Origin of the sequence: Eubacterium ventriosum (assembly GCF_025150745.1) — a bacterium.
Lineage (GTDB): Bacteria > Bacillota > Clostridia > Lachnospirales > Lachnospiraceae > Eubacterium_G > Eubacterium_G ventriosum.
Genome location: NZ_CP102282.1, coordinates 2,116,013 through 2,133,717, shown reverse-complemented (window position 1 = coordinate 2,133,717; position 17,705 = coordinate 2,116,013). Strand labels below are relative to the sequence as shown.

Annotated in this window: 13 protein-coding genes and 1 pseudogene; all 14 read left to right on the top strand. The window is 33.4% G+C overall.

What is annotated here, in order from left to right; genetic code table 11:
* Window positions 1–298 precede the first annotated feature (298 nt).
* The 14 genes and pseudogenes from NQ558_RS09545 (at window position 299) to NQ558_RS09480 (ending at window position 17,590) form a co-directional block, all read left to right on the top strand.
* Window positions 299–1,198, top strand: coding sequence for a rhomboid family intramembrane serine protease (locus NQ558_RS09545; protein WP_005361810.1), 900 nt, complete (start codon window positions 299–301; stop codon window positions 1,196–1,198).
* A 52-nt stretch (window positions 1,199–1,250) separates the two neighbouring features.
* Window positions 1,251–2,507 carry a diaminopimelate decarboxylase gene (locus NQ558_RS09540; RefSeq protein WP_005361811.1) on the top strand — a complete coding sequence of 419 codons (1,257 nt, stop codon included), beginning with the start codon at window positions 1,251–1,253 and terminating at the stop codon, window positions 2,505–2,507.
* A 49-nt stretch (window positions 2,508–2,556) separates the two neighbouring features.
* Window positions 2,557–3,945 carry a hypothetical protein gene (locus tag NQ558_RS09535; RefSeq protein WP_040446833.1) on the top strand — a complete coding sequence of 463 codons (1,389 nt, stop codon included), beginning with the start codon at window positions 2,557–2,559 and terminating at the stop codon, window positions 3,943–3,945.
* 41 nt (window positions 3,946–3,986) lie between these two features.
* Window positions 3,987–4,328 (top strand): hypothetical protein, encoded by a 342-nt coding sequence (locus tag NQ558_RS09530; RefSeq protein WP_005361818.1) that lies wholly within the window; start codon window positions 3,987–3,989, stop codon window positions 4,326–4,328.
* A gap of 345 nt (window positions 4,329–4,673) precedes the next feature.
* On the top strand, window positions 4,674–5,360 hold the full coding sequence (locus NQ558_RS09525; protein WP_198006742.1) for a DUF2953 domain-containing protein: 687 nt from the start codon (window positions 4,674–4,676) through the stop codon (window positions 5,358–5,360).
* 12 nt (window positions 5,361–5,372) lie between these two features.
* Window positions 5,373–5,750, top strand: a complete 378-nt coding sequence (locus NQ558_RS09520) for a GerW family sporulation protein (RefSeq protein WP_005361824.1) — start codon at window positions 5,373–5,375, stop codon at window positions 5,748–5,750.
* A 223-nt stretch (window positions 5,751–5,973) separates the two neighbouring features.
* Window positions 5,974–6,852, top strand: coding sequence for a methylenetetrahydrofolate reductase [NAD(P)H] (gene metF, locus NQ558_RS09515; protein ID WP_005361827.1), 879 nt, complete (start codon window positions 5,974–5,976; stop codon window positions 6,850–6,852).
* Window position 6,853: 1 nt separating this feature from the next.
* On the top strand, window positions 6,854–7,531 hold the full coding sequence (locus NQ558_RS09510) for a hypothetical protein (RefSeq protein ID WP_005361829.1): 678 nt from the start codon (window positions 6,854–6,856) through the stop codon (window positions 7,529–7,531).
* Window positions 7,509–9,929: a homocysteine S-methyltransferase family protein gene (locus tag NQ558_RS09505; protein WP_040446852.1), complete on the top strand. Its 2,421-nt coding sequence runs from the start codon at window positions 7,509–7,511 to the stop codon at window positions 9,927–9,929. The genes NQ558_RS09510 and NQ558_RS09505 overlap by 23 nt, the downstream gene beginning before the upstream one ends.
* Window positions 9,930–10,044: 115 nt before the next feature.
* Window positions 10,045–10,476 (top strand): glycosyl hydrolase family 28-related protein, encoded by a 432-nt coding sequence (locus tag NQ558_RS09500; RefSeq protein WP_005361831.1) that lies wholly within the window; start codon window positions 10,045–10,047, stop codon window positions 10,474–10,476.
* 41 nt (window positions 10,477–10,517) lie between these two features.
* Window positions 10,518–10,781, top strand: a complete 264-nt coding sequence (locus tag NQ558_RS09495; RefSeq protein WP_005361837.1) for a hypothetical protein — start codon at window positions 10,518–10,520, stop codon at window positions 10,779–10,781.
* Entirely contained in the window at window positions 10,781–11,401 is a 621-nt protein-coding gene (locus tag NQ558_RS09490) for a glycosyl hydrolase family 28-related protein (RefSeq protein ID WP_005361838.1), read from the top strand. Before NQ558_RS09495 ends, NQ558_RS09490 begins: the two co-directional genes overlap by 1 nt.
* 22 nt (window positions 11,402–11,423) lie before the next feature.
* Window positions 11,424–12,215 (top strand): annotated as a pseudogene (locus tag NQ558_RS09485) (discoidin domain-containing protein); the annotation flags it as partial.
* A 278-nt stretch (window positions 12,216–12,493) separates the two neighbouring features.
* Window positions 12,494–17,590: a discoidin domain-containing protein gene (locus NQ558_RS09480; RefSeq protein ID WP_040446840.1), complete on the top strand. Its 5,097-nt coding sequence runs from the start codon at window positions 12,494–12,496 to the stop codon at window positions 17,588–17,590.
* Window positions 17,591–17,705: the final 115 nt, after the last annotated feature.

The window sequence follows — 17,705 nt, the reverse complement described above, 5'->3', positions numbered from 1 at the left end:
GTGTTTACGCGAATTTCTATATTATAATATAATTAATAAGAAAAAACAACCCAACAAAAATAGACAAAATGTAAAAAGCCTATGTCTAAAAATGAATAAAATGTAATATTATTTAGACATTAAAACAAATAAAAAGAAATGTATGGAAAATATGTTGAAAATCCCATTAAAAACATTGAAAGTAGTTTGACAAACAGTGGTTTGGAAATTATACTGTAAATTGGTTTATTATTTGAAGAGAAGTTGCAGATTACATATTTTTTGCAATATCTTTTTGGTGAAAGGCAGAGGAGAATTTATGATTTCTAATTTTGAAAGAAAATACGGCAAGTATGCTATAAAGAATCTTACCTTATATTTAATAGCAGGATATGTTATTGGATATATGCTTAGTTTGATAAATCCTACATTGTATGGTCTTTTAACATTTAATCCGTATATGATTTTGCACGGACAGATATGGCGTATAGTAACATGGGTTTTAACAATGCCGGAGGAATTAAGTATCTTCACAATAATTATGCTGATTCTTTATTATCAGTTGGGACAGACTTTGGAAAGAACATGGGGAACGTACAGATATAATGTTTATCTTATATCAGGTCTCATATTTACAGTTGTAGGTGCAATTGTTTTATACGTAGTTTTGACATTTGTTTATAAAGATACATTTTCAAGTCAAACATTAGGAAGCTACATTGGTGCTTATGTAAGTACTTATTACATTAATATGTCCATATTCTTAGCTTTTGCGGCAACTTATCCGGAAGAACAACTTATGTTGTACTTCATTATACCTATTAAGATTAAGTGGTTTGGAGTATTGTATGGAGCATATATCTTAATTGACATTTACAACGCTTTTAGTTATGCAAGACAGATTGGGACATATGTGCTTGCAATTATTACAACGGTACTTATTGTTATGTCGTTGCTTAACTTTATATTATATTTTATTTCTCTTAAAAAGAATGGCGGAGCCTTTAGTGTGGCTCAGGCAAAGCGTAAGAGACAGTACAGGCAGCAGGTTAACAGAGCAAGACAGAATCAGACTTACCAGAATGGCGCAAGACATAAGTGTGCAGTCTGTGGCAGAACGGAATTAGATGATCCTAATTTAACATTTAGATATTGTTCTAAATGCTCAGGCAACAAAGAATATTGCCAGGATCATTTGTTTACACATAAGCATATGTAATTGATTTTTGTAATCATTATAATATACACAATAATAGGAGGACTGAAAAAACATGGAAAAGAAACCATTTGTAACACTTGAACAGTTAAAGGAGATTGAAAAGACATACCCAACACCTTTTCATATTTATGATGAAAAAGGATTTATGGAGAATGCAAGAAAAGTAAACGAAGCGTTTTCATGGAATAAGGGTTTTAGAGAATATTTTGCAGTAAAGGCTGAACCAAATCCATTTATTATTAAAAAACTTAAAGAAGCAGGATGTGGTGTTGACTGTTCATCATACACAGAATTAATGATAGCTGATAAGCTTGGATTTAGAAATGATGAAATTATGTTTTCATCAAACGAAACACCTGCAGGAGAATTTAAATATTGTAATGATTTAGGGGGAATTATCAACCTTGATGACATTACAATGATTGATTATATGGAAGCAGAATGTGGAATTCCTGAAACAGTAAGCTGTAGATATAATCCAGGTGGAGTTTTTGAAGTATGTAACGGTATTATGGATAACCCTGGAGATGCTAAGTACGGAATGACCCCTGAACAGATAGTTGAAGCATTTAAGATTTTAAAGGCTAAGGGAGTTAAGAACTTTGGCATTCATGCATTCCTTGCCAGCAACACAGTAACTAATGAATATTACCCAATGCTTGCAAGAACAATTTTTGAACTTGCAGTTAAACTTGAAAAAGAAACAGGAGCAGACATTAAGTTTATTAACCTTTCAGGTGGTGTTGGTATCCCTTACAGACCTGATCAGGAACCAAATGACATTATGGCAATTGGTGAAGGTGTAAGAAAGGTATACGAAGAAATTCTTAAACCTGAAGGAATGGATGATATTGCTATTTACACAGAAATGGGACGTTTTATGATGGGACCTTACGGTGCATTGGTTACTAAGGCAGTACATGAGAAACATATCTATAAAGAATATATTGGTGTTGATGCCTGTGCAGTAAACTTAATGAGACCTGCAATGTATGGTGCATATCACCATATTACAGTAATGGGTAAGGAAGACCAGCCAAAAGACCATGTATATGACGTGGTGGGTAGTCTTTGTGAAAATAATGACAAATTTGCAGTTGACAGAGAACTTCCAAAGATTGACATGGGAGATTTCATTTATATTCATGACACGGGAGCACATGGCTTCTCAATGGGATATAACTACAACGGAAGACTTCGTTCAGCAGAATTATTATTAAAGGAAGATGGAAGTGTAGAAATGATTCGTAGAGCAGAAACACCTGCAGATTATTTTGCTACATTCGATTTTTCAGACATAATGAAGTAAGGAGCAATCCGTGTAATACAAAAAGTAACAAAAAATAAGGGAAAAAAAAGTGAAAAAGATAGTAGGCGAATTATTAAAGAACAAACACGTAGATGAAAACTTAAAAGCATATTGTGGACCATTTATGGAAATAAATAACAAATATGCAAATATCCGTTTGGCAATGAATTATTACACATATTACACAATGACTTTAGAAGATGAAAGTCTTTTAAGTACAGAGAATATGTATGGTCTTGCTACAATTAATTTAATTATTGAAGAATTAATGAATGGGGAAAGTGAGAAGATTTCTGAAAACATTGAAAAGTTAGAAAAACTTAGAGATGGAATTATTGAGAAGGTTCAGGATCTTACCTGTTATGTTGACAAGTTTAACATCTATGAACATGCATTAAACAGAGTTGAATACAGATTCAGAGATGACGATTATCCGTCAGGATATAGTGATGAGAACATTACAAGAAGATTAATGCAGTTTATTCTTGAAGATGAAGATAATATGGCAATTAACAGAAAGATAAGTCAGGTAATAGGACAGCTTCCTGTTAGACTTACAAAAAATAAGTTTTTCGAAATGTTATCTAACGGCCTTAGCATTTATAAGGGTGGAACTAAGGAAAGTCTTAAGAATTTCTTATATATGTTAAAAACAACAGCAATGCTTGAAAATACAGAAACAATGACTGTTAATTACCCTTACTTAGACGATTTCTTTAAAGAATTTAAAGAGGTTAAATTTAAGAAAATAACAAAAGAGCAGTATGATGAAATGATGGCTAATATTGCTAAAGTTTCAGAATATATGGAAGATTTAATGAACTCAAATATGATGATTCAGGAAATCTTAAATGATTTGCTTATTGTCTTATATACTTATGAAAATCAGTTAGATGATAATATTGTTAAGGGGTGTACAGAGATTATAAAAGATACAAATCTTTTATTCTTAGGCAAGTTTAGTCCTAAATCATTAGAAGAAATAGAGGATATGTTTGTAATGCTTGAGGGGACTCAGGAAGAATTATATCCTAAGTTATCTTCCTATGATATAACAGACCAGATTATGGAAAGTTATAGTGAAAACATTGAAAAACTTGGTTTAAAGGATGTATATGATGTGGTATACAAACTTCCAAGGCTTAATTCAGACAGTATGTTTATGGAACTTACAGTTGATGAGGACAATACTACAGCCGACGAAGAATATGTAAAGGCTAAGGAAGAAGAGCTTTACAAGGAATATACTGAGTTGTTTGCAGACAACGAGAAATTGATTAACAGAGCCGTAATGTCAGCTTCAATTGCAGAACTTCCTGTATTTTTCAATAATATTAGTGAATTACAGGATTATATTTATAATACATTGTCAGTATGTAATGATAAGGCTGAAAAACTAGCTTGTATTGAAATTTTAAATGGAATAATGGAAGAATAATCAGTTGTAATATATTTGCAGATTGATTATTGGAGATAAGTATGAGATGGTATGATGATTTGTATGTTGGATATAATCTGTTAGACAAAAAGAGACAGGTTATGTGGAAAATTAAAAGGGGTAAACAACAGTTTAATAAATATGTTATTACATTGCCTTTTAATGATTATGATGTACTTGACATCTATCCATCTAATGTACTTACTCAGAAATGGTATAAGGATTCAGATATTGTAATTGTTGGAATTGCCGAAGGTAGGGAAGAGGCAATGGATATGGTACAATTAATAATAATGGATTGTCTAAATTCCACGGGAGGATGCAAAGTGAAAGACTATATATTGAATCTTATGAATGAAGAAAGAAGCAAGAGAGAAGAGTAGCCTATGGTACATATATTATTACTTATTTTAAAAATAATTGGTATTATTGTATTATCTATTCTGGGGCTTGCTTTACTTATTTTGTTTTTTCCTATAACATATGTAGGAAAAGCAAATGGAAATATTGAAGAGAAAAAAATAACCGGTAATATAAGAGCCGGATGGCTTTTTCATCTGCTACATTGCAGATTATGGATTGAGAACACAGAGATACATTATAATATCCGACTATTAGGAATAAAAATAAAATCTTCTGAAACAAAAGAAAAAAAGAAAAAAGAAAAAAGAAAAAATCAGTCTGAGAAGCAATCACCGAAGAATGAAGAAGAAAAATCACAGGATGAATTGAAAGAGGATAGTGTTAAAAAAACTGACATTAAACAAATTGGAACTTCCGAAAATGAAAAAGAGCAGGAAATTCAAAATTCCAATTTGGAAGAGACTGATGTAAAAAATCAAAATAATGAGAATATAAAAAGTGAAGATTCAAAGAAAACTACAGAAACAAATAATAGAAAAAAAGAAAAGAAGTCTTTTATAACAAGAATGCAGATTTCCTTTAAAAAATTAAAACAAAGAATAAAGAAAATTGTAGAAAATATAAAAGATAAAATTCATAATATAAAAGAAAATGCAAAAAATAAAAAGAACAGTATAGATGAAATAATAAATCAGGTTAAAACCGTTAAGCAATTTATAACTTCAAAGACAACAAAAGAGGCTTATGCCTATGGCAAAAAAATGGTTCTAAAACTTCTAAAGCATTTAGCTCCTAACAGGATAAAAGGCAATCTATATATGGGATTTGAAGAAAGTTATTTAACGGGAGAGGCATTAGGCGCTCTTGGAATGATATATGGAATATTTAATATTAATCCTAAAAGGTTTAAGGTTTATCCTGATTTTGAAAATAAAGTGTTTAAAGGTGACATTATTTTTAAGGGACATATTTACTTAGGCGTGGTTATAGTATATTGTTTGAAATTTTATTTTAATGAAAATATAAAGAGAATTATAAAGAAATTTATTTAGGGAGGCATTATTATGGCAGATAACAAAAAACCTACAGATGATTTATTAAAGGCAATGGAAAAATTTATTACAACAAAGTCTGTTGTTGGAGAACCGGTTGTGGTAGGAGATACAATAATCCTTCCTATGGCTGATGTTTCTTTTGGAATGGGAATAGGTACTTTTTCAAAAGGAGAAACAGGATCAGGCGGAGTTGGGGGAAAGATAGTACCAAGCGCTGTTTTGGTTATTAAGGATGGTTCATCTAAGCTTATCAGCATTAAAGATCAGGATGGATTATCAAGGATTATTGATATGGTACCTGATGTGGTAAACAAGTTCACTTCAAAGAATGATGTAAAAGATGATTTTAGTGACTTTGAGGAAATGGATGAAGATATTAACGACTAAAAACTAATTATATGCATATGCTAATATTATAAAAAATAAATTAGGAAGAGTTATGCATAAACTATGTGGATTTGCGTTATTTTGGCTTGCAGTTGGAATGACGCTTTCATTGTTAATAGAGAGTACATTTTTTGTGGTGTGCATAATAGTAATATGTCTTTTGGTAGGATTTAATCTGTTTTGCTGCAAACCATAAAAACAAAAGAAGAGGAGACAGAGATTAATGAACATTGCAGATTTATTTAAAAAAGAACACACAGTATTTTCTTTTGAGGTTTTTCCACCAAAAAAGGAAAGTGGTATAGAAACAATATATTCAACATTAAATGAGTTAAAAAACTTAAACCCTGATTTTATCAGTGTAACTTATGGAGCAGGTGGAAAAGGCGTTGCAAATGCGACAACAATTGACTTATGCTCATATATTAAAAATGAATTAGGAACTGAAACAATAGCCCATCTTTCATGTTTATATAATACTAAAGAAAGCATTGATAGAATTTTAGATGAATTAGATGAAAAAGGTGTAAAGAATATATTAGCTTTAAGAGGCGATGTAAATCCTGATTTTGCTATTGAAAAAGATTTCAAATATGCATCAGACTTAACAGAGTATATTATGTCAAAAAACAGAGGTTTTAATATTTCAGGCGCATGCTATCCTGAAGTTCATCAGGAAGCAGCGAATATGATTGAAGATATTCAGAATTTAAAGAAGAAAGTTGATTCAGGGGCAGACCATTTGATTTCACAGTTATTTTTTGATGATCAGGTATTCTTTGATTTTCAGGAGAAAGCAAGAATAGCAGGAATTAATGTTCCTATTGAAGCAGGAATTATGCCTGTAACAAACAAAAAGCAGATTGAGAGAATGGTTTCAATGTGTGGCGCAAGTATTCCGGCAAAACTTTCAAAAGTTCTTCAGAGATTTGGAGATAATCATGAAGCCATGCGTGATGCAGGTATTTCATATGCAATTGACCAGATTATTGAATTGGCAGCTCATGGAGTTGACGGAGTTCATATTTATACAATGAATGATCCATATGTTGCAAGAAGAATTTCTGAAGGTGTAAAAAATATATTAAAGAGCGGAAAATAAAATGTCAGAGCAGAGAAATATTATTATAGACAATATAGATTTTAGTGAAGCTTTAAGATATTTAGGCTATGGAAACAGCACTCCTGATGAGAAAACGAAAGAGATTTTGTATAATTGTGCAGACCAGCTTAAGTCAGTAATGGAAGGCAAATATACATATAAAGTTTTTGATTTGGTAGATGGACAGGTTCCGGGGATTAATTTTACATTGGAAGGAAAGTCTATTGCCAACCATTTGAAAAATTGTGAAAAGGTAATATTTATGTGTGCTACTCTTTCAGCAGGAGTTGACGGACTTATAAGAAAGATGCAGATTAGGGGAATGGCTGATGCCATGTTTACTGACAGTCTTGCATCTGCTGTAATAGAACAGGTATGCAACAAAGCGGAAGATGAAATTCTTGAAGATTTTAAGGAATATGAACATACATGGAGATTTGGCTTGGGATATGGAGATTTTCCTTTGACAGGTCAGAAACAGTTTCTTGATATATTAGATGCAGGAAGAAGAATAGGCGTATGCGTAAACAGTGGAATGACTCTTGTGCCTACTAAGTCGGTAACATGCATAATAGGACTTGGTCACAATTTAGAAGTATCTAATGTTAAAAGCTGTGACTTATGTAATTTTAGAGAAAAATGTACCTTTAGAAAGGATGGAAAAAACTGTGGCAAATAAAAATATATTTGACAAAGATTTTATATTGTTGGATGGTGCAATGGGAACAATGCTTCAGCAAAAAGGAATGGAGCTTGGAACTGTACCTGAAACATTAAACATAACAAAGCCGGATTGGATTATAGATATACATAAACAATACATAGATGCAGGTTCGGATGTTGTTTACGCCAATACTTTTGGTGCAAATCGATACAAAATGGCTAATACGGGATATTCAGTTGATGAATTAATTGGTGCAGCCATTAATAATGCAAAAGAAGCAGCCAAAGGAACAGAAACACTTGTTGCTTTAGATATGGGACCTATAGGTCAATTACTAGAGCCTACAGGAAGTCTTTCTTTTGAGGAAGCGTATGATATTTTTAAAGAAGAAGTTATTGCAGGAAGAAATGCAGGAGCTGATATTATAGTTATTGAAACTATGACAGACTTAATGGAAACTAAGGCAGCAATTCTTGCCGCAAAAGAGAATTCAGACCTTCAGGTTATGTGTACAATGACATTTGAAGACAACAAAAGAACATTTACAGGCTGTTCAGTTTCAGCAATGTGTCTTACAGTACAGGGGCTTGGAGTAGACGCACTTGGTGTAAACTGTTCACTTGGACCTAAAGAATTAATGCCAATTGTAGAAGAAATTTCTAAGTGGACAACTGTTCCAATTGTAGTAAAGGCTAATGCAGGTTTGCCTGATCCTGTTACAAATACATATAATGTTTTACCTGATGAATTTGCAGATACATGTAAGGAAATGGTAAAATACGGAGCAAAAGTTCTTGGTGGATGTTGTGGTACAACACCGGCTTATGTAGCCAAACTAAAAGAAATGGTTGCAACAGTAAACGCAAGTGTTGTGAAAAAGAAACCAAGACAGCTTGCAGTATGTACACCTTTAAAGACTGTAGTTGTTGACCAGCCAAGAATTGTAGGTGAAAGAATTAACCCTACAGGAAAGAAAAGATTTAAACAGGCATTAAGAGACAATGATATGAATTATATTTTGTCACAGGCAATTGAACAGATAGACGCGGGGGCAGACATTTTGGACGTAAATGTAGGTTCACCTGACATTGATGAAAAAGAAATGATGGTAAAGGTTATTAAGGCTTTGCAGGCAATAGTAGATGTACCTTTACAGATTGACTCAACTAAACCGGAAGTTCTTGAAGCGGCTCTAAGGGTTTATAATGGTAAGCCTATTGTTAACTCAGTTAACGGAGAAGAAGAAGTTCTTGATACAATCCTTCCTATTGTTGCAAAATATGGTGGGGCAGTCATTGGACTTGCTCTTGATGAAAATGGTATTCCACCAACAGCAGAAGGACGAGTTGAAATAGCAAAACGTATTAGAGATAAGGCAATGTCTTATGGAATCCCAAAAGAGGACATTATTATTGACTGCCTTACACTTACAGTTTCAGCAGAACAAAAAGCTGCTGCAGAAACACTTAAAGCTATGAACATTGTAAAAAATGAATTAGGCTTAAGAACAGTACTTGGTGTTTCAAATATTTCTTTTGGTTTGCCTAACAGAGAAATAATTAATAAAACATTCTTAACAATAGCTATGGCTAATGGACTTGATCTTCCGATTATCAATCCAAATGTACCGTCAATGGTATGGGCAGTTAAGGCATATAAAGTATTGGCTGCAATTGATGAAAATTCAATGGATTTTATTGATTATTCAAGCAAAGTTCAGCCTGAAGTTACAACAACTAAGACAGAAGTCGTAAAATCAAATGATTCCACAGTAAGCCTTGGTTCAGAACTGGCAGACAAAATTCTTAAGGCGATGGAAACAGGAATGAAAGATGATGGAAGAAGTTACACATCTCAATTGCTTAAAGAAAAAGAAGCTATGGAGATTATAAATCAGATTTTGATTCCGGCATTGGATGTTGTTGGAGATAAGTTTGAAAAAGGTACAATATTCCTTCCACAGTTGATTTTGGCGGCGGATGTTGCAAAAGAATGTTTTGATGAAATAAAGAATTATCTTGCAGATAGTGGAGATTCTTCTGAATCAAAGGGGAAGATTATTGTTGCTACAGTTAAAGGTGACATACATGACATTGGAAAGAATATTGTAAAAGTTATTCTTGAAAACTACGGATATAACGTTATTGACTTAGGTAGAGACGTGGATTGCATGGAAGTAGTTAATGCGGCAATTGAAAATGATGTTCATTTAGTTGGACTTTCTGCACTTATGACAACAACACTAGGTTCAATGGAAGAAACAATTAAGCTTTTAAGAGAACACAATGTTGATTGTAAGATTATGGTAGGTGGTGCAGTTCTTACTGAAGATTATGCTATGAAGATTGGTGCAGATTATTATGCTAAGGATGCAAAAATGAGTGCAGACATAGCAAAGAAAGTTTTGGGATAAAACTTTATCAAAAGTTGGGTGCTTTGTCATCTGAAAGTTAAAATGAATGGATTAAAAGGGTTAGATTTGAATATGTTCCTAAGCTAAAATATAAAAAGCAGAGGAAAGAAAAATCATGAAAAACAGGGAAAGTGAAAGTTATTTTGAGAGAATTAATTTAATTACAAGGCTAATGCTGACTACATTTGTAGTCGGTGTTAGCCTTATGCTTTTTTATGGACAAAATATTAAAGCAGCAGACATTAACAACATTGGAAATCCTACCTACAGGGTACAGAAAAATATGGAACAGACAGATGCCTTTGTATATGCATACAATGTAGAGGATTATGGCGCAGACGGAAGTGGAAACAGGGATAACACAGAAATATTCCAAAAGCTTTTAAACAAAACTTATGAGCTTGGTGGTGGGATAGTGTATGTTCCTGCAGGAAAATACAAGGTTACAGGAAGTCTTAAGATACCAAAGGGTGTGACGCTTAGAGGAGATTGGAGAAAGCCTGAGACTAGGAAGCCCATTACGGAAACGGTGGTGCATCACCTGTAATTAACGGAGTGTACGGAACACCTCTCTACAAGGAAATAGATATGGACAGACTTGCGGATGTTGGAAGAATTGAAAATATAAATTTTTCACCTGATTACTGGTCAGGATCAGGGGTTAGCAATGCACCTATTAAGGGAAGCACATTTGAGAATTACATTTATAACAATGCAACAGGAATCCTCATGAAGAGAAATGACTGGTCATACACATGTTACGTAAACATAAGTGGCTACAACACAGGTGATGTTGTTCAGTTTTCAAAAACAAAAATTTCCGCAACAAAACATCAACAACTAAGATTTTAATGTACAACAACACAATTAATCACGGATTAGTAAAAGTTGACGGTGGAACGTTCGTAAGTGTAGGTTCAGAATTTAATAACAAAACACCTCAGATAGCTGTGGGAAGCCTTGGCAGAATAAGCTTAAGTGGAAATACTTTTAAGAACGCAAAAACAATAATTAACAATTCAATATACAGGTCAGATGATTTTAATGCAAGTGTTGACGTTACACCGGTATCTGAATTTCCGGATGACAAGGTGGCATTTCAAAGTCACATGCCTTCAAATTTTACATTATATGATGTGACAAGGGCACCTTACAATGCAGAAAACAGTAAGAATCACGGTGGAGGAAGTGACTGTACAAAAGCTATTCAGAAAGCCTTAAATGATGCTTCATCAAATGGAGGTGGAATAATTTTTCTTCCTTCAGGACATTACAGAATGGATGGAACAATAGTTATTCCATCAAACGTGGAGCTTAGAGGGGCTACTGATTTAAGTACTGTTCCACACGGCTCAGGAGCAATTCTTGAATCTTATGCCAATAAGGGAAAAAATGATGGAACACCTTTCATCAGAATTTCGGCAAACAGTGGCATTCGTGGAGTGATAGTAAACTACCTGGAACAGAAGTAATTGGAGTGCAACGGCAAGTGTCCATAATGAGAATGCAGGACTTTCCCTTGACGGAAATCTTGGCACGCAGTGGACAATCATGGGACAGCAGGAACCGGGACAGTGGTATCAGGTGGATCTGAAGGAGAATCAGAATTTTGATCTTATTGTGACAAATCTTGGAAAGACAGGAGATGTTCCAAGGGGATATGTCGTAAAAATATCAAATAATGGAAATAACTGGCGGGAAGTTGCATCGGGAGAAAACAACAACATATATTATGTAGGAAATCAGAATGCAAGATATGTGAGAATAGAACAGACAGGAACAGAATCACACTGGTGGGCAATATATGAATTTTATGTATTAAAGAGCAGTTCATATGATGTTGGTGCAGGAGAAGTAATAAAACCAGATACAACAACACCTGAGTCGACGACGAAAGTTCCGGATACAACACCAAAAATCATAACAACGAAAGTTCCAGATACAACAACACCACAGTTGAATATAGTAAAAAATGACGGTCAAAAAATAACTGTTAAACGTGGGAAAATTAAAAAGGCAAAACGAATTAGTGGCAAAAAAGCAAAGATTAAAATTAAAAAGATAGAAGGTGTAAAAAACTATCAGGTAAAATATTCTACAAATAAATCTTTTAAGAAAAAATATACTAAAACAATTAATGTTAGAAAGCTTAATGTTGTTATTAAAAAATTAAAGGCAAATAAAAAGTACTACATTAAAGTGAGAGGATATATTGAAAAAGATGAAGTAAAGATTTATGGAAAATGGAGTAAGAAAAAACGACTAAAAACAAACAATGTTTTTTAAAAATAAAAATATTTTTATAAAATTATCTTAAAACGTTGAAAAATCCTTTATATAAACATAAAAATCAAATTGAAAAACTTAAAAATAATGAAAATCTGTCAAAAAAATTAAAAAGTAAAATTGAATAAATTGAAATGTTTTTTTTATCGAAAATCCACAAATTTAAGAAAGTTAATCTGAATTTGTGGATTTATGTATTTTGGTGTGCTATGTTTCAAATAGAAAACGTTTCAATCACGAAAGATGGTACCGGAAATAAGGAAAGAAGGAGAGTTTATATGAGAAGAAAATTTAAGAGATTTTTGGCATTAACACTTAGTGCGGCTTTGTGTGTTACGGGAATTAATTATACTAAAGTAAATACTCAGGCTGCCGACAGAAGTGCACCGTGGCTTTTGTCAGATGGAAGACCTGCATATGCATCTTCAACCAATGGAGGAAATCTTCCAACCTATGCAACGGATGAAAAAATTGGAACTCAGTGGGAAGCTGTAGCCAATAAAGCTGACCAGTGGTTAGACATTGACCTTGGTGGAAAGGCAGATGTAAGTAAGGTTGTTATTAATTGGCAAAATAGTGCAAGCTATGGTGTTGCATACCAGATACTTGTTTCAGATGATGAGATTAACTGGACTAAAATTTATGAGACAACAAAAGGAAATGGCGGTTCTGAAAAACAGGTATTAAAAGATGACGGAACTGTTGATTACACATATTATCAGGATACCTTAAGTTCTGATTCAACAGATGACTACAAGTTAACAGAAAAAAACGGAAGATATGTAAGAGTTTTAATTAATTATAGTAAGTCTCAGTCAGAATCAGCTGATAAGAAATCAGGTTGGGGCGCTGCAATTAGAGAACTTGAAGTATATGGTATAGGTGACAATAAATGTAATGAGCCTAAGTCAGATGCACCTAATATTGCATTGGGAAAGAAAGTAGAGGCAACATCTTATTCTAAACCATGGTGGGCATCTACACCATTGGCAGGATCTAATGCAGTGGATGGAAATTACGATACATACTGGTTGTCAGAAGGTGAAGACAATGTACAAAGCAAATGTAATCAGAGTCTTACGGTTGATTTAGGAAAGAAGTATACTTTAGGAAGAGTATTTTTACAATGGCAGGTTGAATATGGTAACATATGGGATTTGCAGGTTTCAGAAGATGGAACTAATTTTAAAACAGTTTACAGACAGCTTCAGGGAAATGGTGAGGATGAAGATATAAAATTCTATGCTGAAAATGTAAGATATGTTAGAATGCAGGGGATTTTAATGGGAAGAGGTTCAGGATATTCAATTCGAGAATTACAGGTTTTTGAATATCAGCAAGGCGATGAAAAGGTTAATAATACTATACCTGAAATACCAAAAAAGAAAGTAGTAACTTTAGGAAAAGGAAGTTATGTAATTGATGATGCTAACCTTTTACAGCCAAGAGAACCTAAATATGTTTCTTCAAAAATAAGTACGCCAATACCATCAAATGACTGGTGGACATCAATTGTTTACACACAGTACAGTGATGCAATGCCAGCACTTCCAATGTCATACAAATATTCCTCAACAGGATTATCAATGTATTATGCAGATGGATTGTATAATAGAGCAGATAATGGTGGAATGGGTGTAGACAGCAAGTATTATGATTTGACACTTAATTCATCAGACATTACAGGAAAGGCAAGTGCTAAATTAGATGGTTATGGTGATTGGTCAGTTAACGTTAAATATAGTGATGATGACACAGAAAAAATGGAGAGTACTTTAATTAAAGGCTCACCTTTTGCATATACAACATTTGCCAATAGAGATTCTGTAGAACTAAATGTAAATAATCTTGTAAAGTTTTTAGATAAAAACGGAAGTGAAATTATTACAGAAGATGGTAAGGAAGTTACAATTGACCATTTTCTTGTTGAAACAGAAAACGAAAGTGAAGCGCCTGGAGATGGCAATAAGAAACAGTATCATTATTATGGTATTTATTTACCTGAAAATTCCAAGGCAACAAAAGTTGGCAGTAAATTAAAAATTAAACTTGGCAATAATGACAATTATGTAGTTATTGGTGCTTTAGCAGTAGAAGAACCAATAAAACTTTTGGCATCACAAAGTGAAGTGGATAGCATTTCAAAACCTTCATTATTAAGAGATGGAGATGCAGTAAAGCAGTTAGAATATATGTACAAATATGCATATTCATACGTAACAGATACAGTTGTGGATTACAGTTACGATGATGCAAAGAGCATATGTACAACAACATACAAAGTATCTGTTTCACAGAAGAGAACAGGAAGTGGTATTTCTAACAGTACATTATTATGTATGATGCCTCATCAGTGGAAATATTCAGATGCAACATATGAAACGACAAATGGTGAAGCACTTATTTATACTTCAAGTAGAGGTGATTTGAGAATCCATGAAGGAAATGAATTTTCTTATAGTCAGAAGTTTAACGGAATTATTCCGCAGTATACGACTCCTAGCGAATCAAATGGCTATGATAAGGAGTGGATGTATGCGTATTTGAAACAGTTTACAGATAGTGCTCTTAAATCATATTGGGTTGCAGATCCTTATTGGGAGGGTAAAAAATCGCATCCTATAGCAATGGGAATTCTTATAGCAGACCAACTTGGAGAATATGAAACAAGAGATAAACTTATTGACGTATTAAAAAAAATTATGGCAAACTGGCTTACATACGATGGAGATGAAGACTATCCATATTATATGTATTATCATACAAGTTGGGGAGCTGTAAGTGGTGATGGCGGCGACCATGGAATGGCAATTAACTTATCGGACCATCATTTCCTTTGGGCATATTTTATATTCCCGGCAGCAGTATTGGCCTCATATGATTCAACTTTCGTTGACGATTATGGCGAAATGATTGAATTACTAATTAGAGATTGTATGAATCCTGACAAAAATGACGATATGCTTCCATTTATGAGAAACTTTGATGTTTATGAAGGACATTCATGGGCAGGAGGCTATGGAGACAATAATAGTGGTAACAATCAGGAATCGGCTTCAGAAGCAACATTTGGCTGGGCAGGATTATATCTTTGGGGACTTGTAACAGGAAATAAAAAATATGAAAAAGCGGGAATTTGGGGTTACACTTCAGAAGTTAACGCAATTGAACAGTATTGGTTTAATGTGGACAAGGGAACAGACAGAGACAGCCATAACTGGGCTTCTGATTATGGAACAAATGTATATGGAGACAGTAATGTAAACAATATTCCTTATATTGGAATGATTTGGGGACTTGGATATACTAACGGTACATATTTTTCAGGAAATCCATGCTGTATAATGGGAATCCATCTTCTTCCTGTTTCACCTGCAATTACTTATATGGGGTACAATAAGGAAACAGCAGGAAAAATATGGAATGATTATGAAAAAGTTCAGGAGGCTTACCAGAAGAAACTTCAGGCAAATGGTGAAATTGATCCAGAGGGCTGGTATCATATTTTGTGGCCGTTTATGGCATTGAGTGATGCTGAGGGAGCAGCAAGCTGTTGGGCTAATGAATATAAATCTCATTTAAATGAAAATGGAGATTATGTTGGTGGCGTATTATCAACAGATGAAATGTTTAACTCATATTGGTTTATTCAGAATATGTGTGCAAAAGGAAATATTTGTACAGACGTATGGGCAAGTAACTATACAAGCTATCAGGTATTTGCAAAAACAGAAAGCGGAAAAACAACGTATTCTGCACAGGTATGGAATCCGGGAAATGACACTATAACAGTTAATTTTGTAAACAAAAGCGGTAACCTTGGTAGCGCAAAAATCCCGGCACACTCACTTGTTTCTGTAGATCCAACTAAGAATGAAGATAAGACTAAAGATACAACATATGTACCACATGAAAGTAGGGATAAGGTCTGTACAGTACCAGGTGTAGTTGAGGCAGAAAATTATGATACCAACTTTGGATGTGAACCTACAACAGGCGATTCAGAAGGAGGATATGTTGGATGGATTGATAACGGAGATTCTCTTATTTATACATTAGATGTAAAAGAAGAAGGAGACTATATTGTTGATTACAGAGTACAGTGCACGGATACAAACAAGAACAGTGCAATTAAATTAAAAACAGATAATGATTCTGATTATGTACTTACAACATTGCTGGATAATTCTACAACTGAGTGGAAAAATGTTAAGACTGCAAATACAGTACATTTAAAACAAGGTCAGTATCAGATGAAATTGTTAATGGTTGATGGCGGATTTAATCTTAATTATATAAAGATATATAAAGCAGGAACTAAACCACCAACAGCAGAATCAGATGATTTAACATTAGCTGATTTATCAGGATATCCTGAAATTGATTTAAGCGGAGCAAAAGTTATAGATGTTTCATCAGAAACAGGTGACAATACAGGTGACAAGATTATTGATGGTAATTTTGACTCAAGATGGGAATCAAAGTCTGAAGATCCACAGTATTTTACTATTGAATTAGGAAGAAACGAAGAAATAGGTGGTATTAAAATCTATTGGGAAGCAGCGGCTGCAAAGAATTACACAATAGAAACATCAATTGATAATGAAAACTGGACTAATGTATTTACAAGAGTAAATGGAAATGGCGGTCAGAAAAACGGTGATGGCAATAAAAGTTCAGGATTAGAGTCGGTATCATTTGATAAGGTTACAACTGCAAAATATGTAAGAATTTATTGCAGTGAACGTTTAACAGGATATGGTGATTCGGTATATGAAATTAAACTATATGGAAGAGGCAAGGACCAGGTAGATGTTCCGGAAACAACAACACCTGTTGTAACTACTAAACCAAACGTAACAACACCTGAAAATGTTACAACAAATAATGAAAAAACAACAACCAAACCAGAGCAGGTAACAACAAAGCCAGAGAAAGTTACGACAAGTAATGAACAGACCACAACAACACCTGTTACAAAACCACAGGTAACATCAGGTAATAATAAGTCTGACAACAAAGAAACAACTGTAAGAGGAACTGTTTCAGCACCGTCAGATGATGTTAACTTTGTAGCAGGTATTGGAAGAACTGTAATAAAGAAAGTCAAACGTACTGGAAATAAAAAGGCAAAAATTAGTCTTAAGAAGATTTCAGGAATAACTAATTATCAGGCAAAATACTCTACAAAGAAATCTTTTAAGAAAAAATACACAAAGACTGTAAATGTTAAAAAGATTAACTTTACAATCAAAAAACTAAAGGCAAATAATAAGTATTATATCAAGGTACGAGCTTACATGGTTAAGGATGGAAACAGATACTATGGTAAGTGGAGCAAGAAGAAAACAATCAAAAAATACAAAAAGAAATAATGATTAACAAAAATATTGTATAATAATTGTTTTTGGACCAAAGATTAAAGACAAAAATGCAGGTGCTTTTTTCCGTATGAAAAATATATAACAATATACTGGAAAAAAGTACTTG

What these genes read in the sequence shown, in the direction of transcription:
- NQ558_RS09480 (WP_040446840.1), top strand. Translation starts at nt 12,494, where the DNA reads ATGAGAAGAAAATTTAAGAGATTTTTGGCATTAACACTTAGTGCGGCT.
- NQ558_RS09540 (WP_005361811.1), top strand. Translation starts at nt 1,251, where the DNA reads ATGGAAAAGAAACCATTTGTAACACTTGAACAGTTAAAGGAGATTGAA.
- NQ558_RS09530 (WP_005361818.1), top strand. Translation starts at nt 3,987, where the DNA reads ATGAGATGGTATGATGATTTGTATGTTGGATATAATCTGTTAGACAAA.
- NQ558_RS09495 (WP_005361837.1), top strand. Translation starts at nt 10,518, where the DNA reads ATGGACAGACTTGCGGATGTTGGAAGAATTGAAAATATAAATTTTTCA.
- NQ558_RS09490 (WP_005361838.1), top strand. Translation starts at nt 10,781, where the DNA reads ATGTACAACAACACAATTAATCACGGATTAGTAAAAGTTGACGGTGGA.
- metF (WP_005361827.1), top strand. Translation starts at nt 5,974, where the DNA reads ATGAACATTGCAGATTTATTTAAAAAAGAACACACAGTATTTTCTTTT.
- NQ558_RS09505 (WP_040446852.1), top strand. Translation starts at nt 7,509, where the DNA reads ATGGAAAAAACTGTGGCAAATAAAAATATATTTGACAAAGATTTTATA.
- NQ558_RS09520 (WP_005361824.1), top strand. Translation starts at nt 5,373, where the DNA reads ATGGCAGATAACAAAAAACCTACAGATGATTTATTAAAGGCAATGGAA.
- NQ558_RS09510 (WP_005361829.1), top strand. Translation starts at nt 6,854, where the DNA reads ATGTCAGAGCAGAGAAATATTATTATAGACAATATAGATTTTAGTGAA.
- NQ558_RS09500 (WP_005361831.1), top strand. Translation starts at nt 10,045, where the DNA reads ATGAAAAACAGGGAAAGTGAAAGTTATTTTGAGAGAATTAATTTAATT.
- NQ558_RS09545 (WP_005361810.1), top strand. Translation starts at nt 299, where the DNA reads ATGATTTCTAATTTTGAAAGAAAATACGGCAAGTATGCTATAAAGAAT.